The following is a 7,584-nucleotide window of genomic DNA, read 5'->3' on the forward strand; positions in this document are numbered from 1 at the left end:
TACGAAAAAAAAGAGACTTTTTTTTAGAAAAGTCTAATTTCTTCAAGTTTTTTTACAGGACCATAGCTTCTACGATAAAAATCTTGTAGTCCATATTGATTTAAAGCTTCAATATGAGCCTTTGTTGGATACCCCTTATGTTTTGCCAAACCATATTGAGGATACATTTCATCTAATTTTTTCATCCAACGATCTCGTGTTACTTTTGCAAGAATACTTGCAGCCGCAATCGACAATGATTTTTGGTCCCCTTTTACAATAGCTTCATACGATTTATCAATATTCGGTAACGGCATCGCATCACTTAACACAAAATCACATTTTGCACGATTCGCTATCTCCATCATTGCTTCTTGAGTAGCTCTATAAATATTTTTTTTATCAATTGTTTTTTCATCCACCACAAGAATCTGATAATATAAAGCATCTTGAATAATTGTTTTGAAAAGCGCCTCTCGCTTTTTCTCACTTAACTTTTTCGAATCATCGATCAATGCATTTTCATATCCAACTGGAAAAATAACACCAGCAACCATTAATGGACCTGCGATGGGTCCTCGGCCTGCTTCATCCATGCCTAGTATAATTTTATTCTCATCCCAAAAATCACACTCTAATGGTCTAGCAAGCATTTGGTTTCTCCCAAGTTATCAATTCACACTTGTTTTCACGAATATCCTTCACAAAGCTTAACATCAAACGATTTTCGTCTATGTCACCCTTTAATAAATACCCACGCTTAACAGCAATATTTTGCAATGTTTCGTAAGGTGTATCGGCAATTTCAACATGATATACTGTATCAAAAATTTCCGGCTTTTCCTTCATTAGATATTCACACGCAAATAATGCCAAATCATCCATGTTTACAACTTGATCTTTTACAGATCCAAGTAAAGCTAGCTTCAAACCAATTTCCTGATCTTCGAATTTTGGCCATAAGACACCTGGTGTATCTAACAACTCAAGCGTTTGTCCAACCTTGATCCATTGTAAACTCTTCGTAACACCTGGACGATCTCCTGTTTGTGCTGCTTTTCTTTTCGCAAATGTATTAATAAAAGTACTTTTTCCAACATTAGGAATACCGCAAACCATTGCACGCAAGGCTCTTGGTTTCATGCCACGACGTTTTTGTTTTTCGATTAAATTCACACATAAATCATTGGATGCTTTAATTAGCTGCTTTGAAAAATTCTCATGAATAAAATCTAATGCCAAAACCTTTTGATTCTCTGTTTCTAAAGCAGATACCCATTGTTTGGTAACTTCCTTATCCGCCTTATCCTTTTTAGATAAAAGAATCAGTCTTGGCTTATTTTGTATCAATTGATCCAACATTGGATTCTTGCTTGCCTCTGGCATTCTGGCATCACGAATCTCAATCACAAAATCAACTTTTTTTAAATTCTCTTCCATTTGCCTTTTGGCTTTGGTCATATGACCTGGAAACCATTGAACATTTGCCACTAGTCTTTCACTCCCATATCTGAAAATGGTAATAATACCAACATATTCTTCGCAAATAACTGTGATTTTTTCACAGGACCCACATATCTAGAATCTTTAGAATATGGTCGATTATCCCCCATTACATAATATTCATCGTTATCTAATTTAACTTCATCAAAATCTTTTACATCTGTATTGTCTTCATTAGGCACTTTATTAAAATACCCAAATTTATCAACACAAGATTGACGATAATCAGGATCAATATATTGTGTTTCATCCAAAACCTTTCCGTTTATAAACACAACATCATTCACACAAGTAACTGTATCACCAGGTAATCCAATTACACGTTTTACCCAGTGTGTTTTTTGGCCATCTTCTTCCATTGTTACAACGACAATATCCCCTCGTTCTACACCATTTAATAGAACGCCACCGACGTTTGTGAAACCGAATTCCCCATCTTTTAATGTAGGATACATACTCTTGCCATCAACACGTACTGGGTGTGCAACAAAATTCACGAATAATAAAATTACAATCGCACTAACAACAAATACTTTAACAAAGCCTAAAATATCCTCTAATAATGTGCGATCATCATCTTCGTTATATCTTAGCTCACTTTTGTTTGATTTCTTCATATTCTTTTTATCCCCCAAATTGTTATAAATCTATTATAAATCTATTTAGAAAAAAAAGCCTGAAAATCAGACTTTTTTAAACAATTAACGAACTTCTTTAAGACGAGCAGCTTTACCTGAACGGTTACGTAAGTAAGTCAACTTATTACGACGTACTTTACCGTGACGAACTACTTCAATGTGATCAATGATTGGTGAGTGGATAGGGAATTTACGTTCAACACCAATTTGATTAGAAATCTTACGAACTGTAAATGTTTCAGAGATTCCTCCACCTGCACGTTCAATTACAACACCTTCGAATACCTGGATACGGCTCTTGTCACCTTCTTTGATTTTAACGTGAACACGAACAGTACTACCAGAACGGAATGCTGGAATGTCAGTCTTCAATTGTGATTTTGTTACTTCATTAACTAATCCTAAGTTCATTTTCTTTTCTCCTTCTCTTCTAATATTTGGTTATCAGTTCATTCACACAATGTGTCAGCGGAACTACCTATGCGTAAACGCCTATTTATATTATCATGTCAATAGGTTTTACGCAAGGTTAATTTTCTTTTTTTAATACTGCATCGACAATCTTTTGATCTTCTTTATTTAAATCTAAATTTTCTAATAAATCCGGACGATACATCGCTGTTCTTTTTAAAGACTCTTCATGTCTATACTTCTTGATGTTCGCATGATGACCACTCAACAATACATCTGGAACTCTTTTTCCATCATAGATTTCTGGCCTAGTATATTGAGGATATTCTAAAAGTCCATTTGAGAAAGAATCATCATCACTTGAATCTTGACGAATAACTCCAGGCAATATACGTAATATACAATCACACATAACCATGCATGCACTTTCACCACCTGTTAATACAAAGTCACCTAAAGACATTTGAATATCTACATAATCGCGAATTCTTTCATCAAATCCTTCATAGTGCCCACAAATAAAAATTAAATGTTCTTTTAATGATAATTTTTTAGCTACCTTCTGATTAAAGGTTTTTCCTTGTGGTGTCAATAAAATGACCGTACTATTTTCCGTACGAATGGATTCTAATGCATCTAATATAGGCTGACACATTAAAACCATTCCTGCTCCACCACCATATGGAGTATCATCGACATGGCCATGTTTTTCTTTTGTGAATTGACGAAAATCAATAGTTTCAAATTCAAATAACTCTTTTTCTTTGGCACGCTTAAGAATACTTGTCGTCATCAATGGTTCAAAATATTCTGGGAATAATGTTAATACTGATATTTTCATCGTAAACCATCCATTTCGCGAATTGTGATTTCATGTGTATCTTTATTTACATCCAATATGAATGCCTGTACAAAAGGCAATAAGAAACTATTTCCCTTTGATTTAACACGAAGTACTAAATTGGCACCTGTTTCTAAGATATCCACGACTTCACCAAGATTTTCTTTTTCCTCATTATAAACTGTACAATGCATCAATTCATGATAATAGTATTGTCCGTCTTCAAGTTCAGGCAAATCCTCTTGGGCAATAAATAGATTCTTTGTCTTCAACAATTCAGCTTTTTCAATTGAATCTACCCCTTCAAAGTAACAATAACCAAAACCCTTTTGTTCGCGATAACGCACAACGGTTAAAGTACGACCATCTTCTAAATGTAATACTCTACCCTTTTCAAAACGATGTTGCGGATCATCTGTCACAAGATATAATTTACATTCACCCTTAAGTCCATGAGTATTAATGATTTGAGCTACTTTTATCATATGTTCCTCCTAAAAAAATCAGGATGTGAAATCACATCCTAATAAGCTTCAAATTTTACTGAAATTCTTTTATGTACATCACGAGCTGCAATAGACATCATTTGACGAATACTGCTGGCCATAATTCCCTTACGACCAATTAAACGTGCGACATCTTCGCTATTGGCATATACATACAATAAAATTTCATTATCATTTGTAGTTGCCATTGTTTTTACAGATAATGCTTTTTGATCATCTACAAGTGGTAAACAAATGTCTAATAATGTTTTTTCTAAATCAATCATTATTTTGAACTTTTAGCTTCGTGCATTTCTTTTAAAACACCTTCGTGTGATAAAATTGAACGAACTGTATCAGTTGGTTGTGCACCATTGCTTAACCATTTCTTTGTTAATTCTTTGTCTAAAGTTACTTTGTTTTCTGCTTTAGTTGGGTTGTATGTACCGATTTGTTCGATAAAACGACCGTCACGAGGACTACGTGAGTCAGCAGCTACTATACGGTAGAAAGGAGCACCCTTTTTACCCATTCTTTTTAAACGTAATTTAACCATATTTAAATTCCTACCTTTTCTAATTTATTAAAGCTCATAAAGAATAACACGAATAAAATAAGGTGTCAAGTATTTTTACTTTACACCTTATAATTTTTATTTTTTCTTCTTTTTCTTCTTTGATTTTTGTTTCTTGCTACCAGCATGCTTTGACATTCCAGGCATTCCACCACCACGTTGCATATTCTGCAGTGCTGACATATCTGGCATTTTTGTCTTACCACTCATCAATTTCGTCATCATCTGCATTTGATCTAACTGATTGATCAATCGGTTAACATCCATGACTTTAACACCAGCACCCTTCGCAATACGATTCTTTCTTGATGCTTTTAAACATGATGGATTTTCACGTTCATACTCCGTCATAGATAAAATAATGGCTTCACTTTTTTTCATTTGTGAATTCATTTTTTCATCATCTAAATTTTTGGCAACTTTATTAATACCTGGAATCATATTCATCATTTTTTGCATAGATCCCATTTTAGATACTTGGCCTAGTTGCGCTAGCAAATCATTGAATGTAAAAACACCCTGTTTCATACGTTCAGCTGTTTTCTTCTGAACATCCATATCTAACTTATCTTGTGCCTGCTCAACTAAAGATACAATATCTCCCATTCCCAAGATACGGTCTGCCATACGATCTGGGTGGAATTCTTCTAAATCATCAACTTTTTCACCATTCGATACAAACAAAACTGGCACATTTGTGATTGAACGTACAGATAATAATCCACCACCACGTGCATCACCATCCATCTTAGTAACGACTAATCCAGTTATAGATAATTGTTCGTTGAATTCCTTTGCGACAGTGACAATATCTTGACCCGTCATCGCATCTACAGTTAATAAAATTTCATCCGGAACAACAAGCTCCTTCATTTGTTGAAGTTCTTGCATCAATGCTTCATCAATATGTAAACGACCAGCCGTATCAAAAATAACTAAATCTTTTTGACGATCCTTTGCGTATGATAATGCTTGTTTTGCAGTTTCAACAGCCGATGTTTCAGGTCCACAAGTAAAAACTTCTACATCAATACTCTTTCCTAATGTCTGTAACTGTTCAATTGCTGCAGGACGAACAACGTCACATGCTACTAATAAAACACGGCGTGCCAATTTATTCTTTGCATAGTTAGCAATTTTCGCACTTGCAGTCGTTTTACCAGTACCCTGTAAACCAACCATCATAACAGTTGTCATGCCTTGCTTTTTAAAGTGAATACGTGCATCCTCTTCACCTAATAATGCTTGCAATTCATCATGTACGATTTTAACAACCATCTGACTAGGGTTTAAAGAATCTAAAACTTCTTGTCCTAGTGCTTTTTCTTTTACATTTTCGACAAAACTCTTAACTACATCATAGTTAACATCTGCCTCTAACAATGACATGCGCACTTCTTTTAACATGTCAGTCATATTTTTTTCAGTTAGTTTTCCCTGTCCTGAAATATTTTTAAATGCTTTATTTAAACGTTCACTTAATGATTCAAATGCCATAAATAATAATCTCCCTAAACTATTTTAGTTTACCTAATTTTCCTTTAAATTACAATGGAATGCCAATCTACTTTCTCCATTTTTTAAATAAATTGTTCCAACATGTTTAAACCCATGCTTTAACATGAAATTTTGCATTGGTTTATTATCCATATGTGTATCCATACGAATATTATCAATTTTATTAGAACAATATTCGAGTATAATATCTGCCATATGTTTCTTTAATCCACGTGTTGCGATACGATGGATTACACCATATGGTTCATCATTTAACCATTCACCATCATAAATTATATTATAACAAGGATCAATACCACAATAAAAGACAAAACTAGCCTGAATTCCATCTTCATCTTCCAACACGTACATTTCATTTTTTTTAATATCTTCAGCTAAAAGATCTCTTGAAGGATAACCATTTTTCCATTGATTTGTATTTCCTGTAGAAATCATAAAATTTCTAGCTCTTTCATATATCTCTAATAATATAGGCATATCTTCTAGAGTTGCCTTGCGAATTAATTTTCTTGCCATTTTAAAGACCATCCAAACTTAATACAAGCAATCAGACGCCACACAACATATCCGATTCGATAAAATATATTGATTTTAGACCAATCAATGACAGCCGGCACATAGACTGGCTGATCCTTTCTAGAATAGAAGAATATTAGTGTATAAAGAATTACCATATCACTATTGTAGAAATTAATATCATAATAAAAATTTTCTTGTGGAAACCACTGATGTAAACAAAGCTCTTGATATTCATAAGCTGCACGCATTTCATATGCCTGTACAATATCCATATGATCTGTCAAAGAGCCAGGTCGTTTAACATAGTGATAGTAACAATTTGGTAAAATTGAAACACGATTTGCATTATAAATAGCTTTAAAAACCGTATAAGTATCCTCAAAGCCTTTCTTCTCATCTGGAAATTGTACATTTCTAAAGCAAGATGCAGCATATAGTTTTCCCCAAGGATAATTGTTAATACCTTTATTTTGACTTAAAGCACGTAATGCCGATAATGAATCCATTGTTTTTTTTCGCATGGGGCTTACAGGAATCGACAATCCTTTACATTCAATACGATATCCACAAGTGACAATGTCACTATTTGTCGTAATAGCTTTTTCTATCATATTTTCTATCATATGAGGATGTAAATAATCGTCACTATCAACAAATAAATAATAATCACCCGTAGCTTTTTCTAAAGCCCGATTACGAGTAGTAGATATACCGGCATTGTCGTAACTAAAAACATGAATAAAATTATATTTTGAAGCATATAGGTTTGCGATATCTAATGATGAGTCTGTAGTTCCATCATTTATTATTATTATTTCAATGTCTTTGTATGTCTGTTGAATAATCGAATCCAGACATTTAGATAAATATTTTTCCACATTATACACTGGAATCAATACACTCACTTTATACATGAATCAGCCTCCCTGCATGCCCTAAGTCAATACTACAAATAAAAAAATAACAAATTTATGCTTAAGAATCAATAAATATTTATCTATTCATCAAACATAATGTTTCAGATATTCAATGAATAAATATAATTTAAAGACAATGTAAAAAAAAAGGACCCGGCAGCTAGCTATCTTCGCAGGGGCAAGCCCAACTATTGTCGCC

General features: G+C 33.6%; 11 protein-coding genes. All 11 read right to left on the minus strand.

Annotated elements, in window-relative coordinates; translation table 11 throughout:
- Positions 1 to 23: 23 nt before the first annotated feature.
- Positions 24 to 632 carry a ribonuclease HII gene (locus DWY01_RS08540; RefSeq protein ID WP_117995720.1) on the minus strand — a complete coding sequence of 203 codons (609 nt, stop codon included), beginning with the start codon at positions 630 to 632 and terminating at the stop codon, positions 24 to 26.
- Entirely contained in the window at positions 622 to 1,470 is an 849-nt protein-coding gene (gene ylqF / locus DWY01_RS08545) for a ribosome biogenesis GTPase YlqF (RefSeq protein ID WP_117995721.1), read from the minus strand. The genes DWY01_RS08540 and ylqF overlap by 11 nt, the downstream gene beginning before the upstream one ends.
- Positions 1,470 to 2,099 carry a signal peptidase I gene (lepB, locus tag DWY01_RS08550; protein WP_117995722.1) on the minus strand — a complete coding sequence of 210 codons (630 nt, stop codon included), beginning with the start codon at positions 2,097 to 2,099 and terminating at the stop codon, positions 1,470 to 1,472. Before lepB ends, ylqF begins: the two co-directional genes overlap by 1 nt.
- 84 nt (positions 2,100 to 2,183) lie before the next feature.
- Complete coding sequence (gene rplS, locus DWY01_RS08555; protein ID WP_117995723.1) at positions 2,184 to 2,531, minus strand: 50S ribosomal protein L19; 348 nt, start codon at positions 2,529 to 2,531, stop codon at positions 2,184 to 2,186.
- A 118-nt stretch (positions 2,532 to 2,649) separates the two neighbouring features.
- Complete coding sequence (gene trmD, locus DWY01_RS08560; RefSeq protein ID WP_117995724.1) at positions 2,650 to 3,372, minus strand: tRNA (guanosine(37)-N1)-methyltransferase TrmD; 723 nt, start codon at positions 3,370 to 3,372, stop codon at positions 2,650 to 2,652.
- Positions 3,369 to 3,857, minus strand: a complete 489-nt coding sequence (rimM, locus tag DWY01_RS08565; protein WP_117995725.1) for a ribosome maturation factor RimM — start codon at positions 3,855 to 3,857, stop codon at positions 3,369 to 3,371. Before rimM ends, trmD begins: the two co-directional genes overlap by 4 nt.
- Before the next feature lie 38 nt (positions 3,858 to 3,895).
- Positions 3,896 to 4,144 carry a KH domain-containing protein gene (locus DWY01_RS08570; protein WP_117995726.1) on the minus strand — a complete coding sequence of 83 codons (249 nt, stop codon included), beginning with the start codon at positions 4,142 to 4,144 and terminating at the stop codon, positions 3,896 to 3,898.
- Positions 4,144 to 4,413, minus strand: a complete 270-nt coding sequence (gene rpsP / locus DWY01_RS08575; RefSeq protein ID WP_117995727.1) for a 30S ribosomal protein S16 — start codon at positions 4,411 to 4,413, stop codon at positions 4,144 to 4,146. Before rpsP ends, DWY01_RS08570 begins: the two co-directional genes overlap by 1 nt.
- Before the next feature lie 96 nt (positions 4,414 to 4,509).
- Positions 4,510 to 5,928, minus strand: coding sequence for a signal recognition particle protein (gene ffh / locus DWY01_RS08580; RefSeq protein WP_117995728.1), 1,419 nt, complete (start codon positions 5,926 to 5,928; stop codon positions 4,510 to 4,512).
- Between the two features lie 33 nt (positions 5,929 to 5,961).
- Entirely contained in the window at positions 5,962 to 6,465 is a 504-nt protein-coding gene (locus tag DWY01_RS08585) for a GNAT family N-acetyltransferase (protein WP_117995729.1), read from the minus strand.
- Complete coding sequence (locus DWY01_RS08590; protein ID WP_117995730.1) at positions 6,450 to 7,382, minus strand: glycosyltransferase; 933 nt, start codon at positions 7,380 to 7,382, stop codon at positions 6,450 to 6,452. Before DWY01_RS08590 ends, DWY01_RS08585 begins: the two co-directional genes overlap by 16 nt.
- Between the last annotated feature and the right edge of the window lie 202 nt (positions 7,383 to 7,584).

The sequence above is a fragment of the Eubacterium sp. AF22-8LB genome, assembly GCF_003458715.1.
Lineage (GTDB): Bacteria > Bacillota_I > Bacilli_A > Erysipelotrichales > Erysipelotrichaceae > Holdemanella.

What these genes read in the sequence shown, in the direction of transcription:
- rplS (WP_117995723.1), bottom strand. Translation starts at nt 2,531, where the DNA reads ATGAACTTAGGATTAGTTAATGAAGTAACAAAATCACAATTGAAGACT.
- DWY01_RS08585 (WP_117995729.1), bottom strand. Translation starts at nt 6,465, where the DNA reads ATGGCAAGAAAATTAATTCGCAAGGCAACTCTAGAAGATATGCCTATA.
- rpsP (WP_117995727.1), bottom strand. Translation starts at nt 4,413, where the DNA reads ATGGTTAAATTACGTTTAAAAAGAATGGGTAAAAAGGGTGCTCCTTTC.
- rimM (WP_117995725.1), bottom strand. Translation starts at nt 3,857, where the DNA reads ATGATAAAAGTAGCTCAAATCATTAATACTCATGGACTTAAGGGTGAA.
- ffh (WP_117995728.1), bottom strand. Translation starts at nt 5,928, where the DNA reads ATGGCATTTGAATCATTAAGTGAACGTTTAAATAAAGCATTTAAAAAT.
- DWY01_RS08540 (WP_117995720.1), bottom strand. Translation starts at nt 632, where the DNA reads ATGCTTGCTAGACCATTAGAGTGTGATTTTTGGGATGAGAATAAAATT.
- trmD (WP_117995724.1), bottom strand. Translation starts at nt 3,372, where the DNA reads ATGAAAATATCAGTATTAACATTATTCCCAGAATATTTTGAACCATTG.
- DWY01_RS08570 (WP_117995726.1), bottom strand. Translation starts at nt 4,144, where the DNA reads ATGATTGATTTAGAAAAAACATTATTAGACATTTGTTTACCACTTGTA.
- DWY01_RS08590 (WP_117995730.1), bottom strand. Translation starts at nt 7,382, where the DNA reads ATGTATAAAGTGAGTGTATTGATTCCAGTGTATAATGTGGAAAAATAT.
- lepB (WP_117995722.1), bottom strand. Translation starts at nt 2,099, where the DNA reads ATGAAGAAATCAAACAAAAGTGAGCTAAGATATAACGAAGATGATGAT.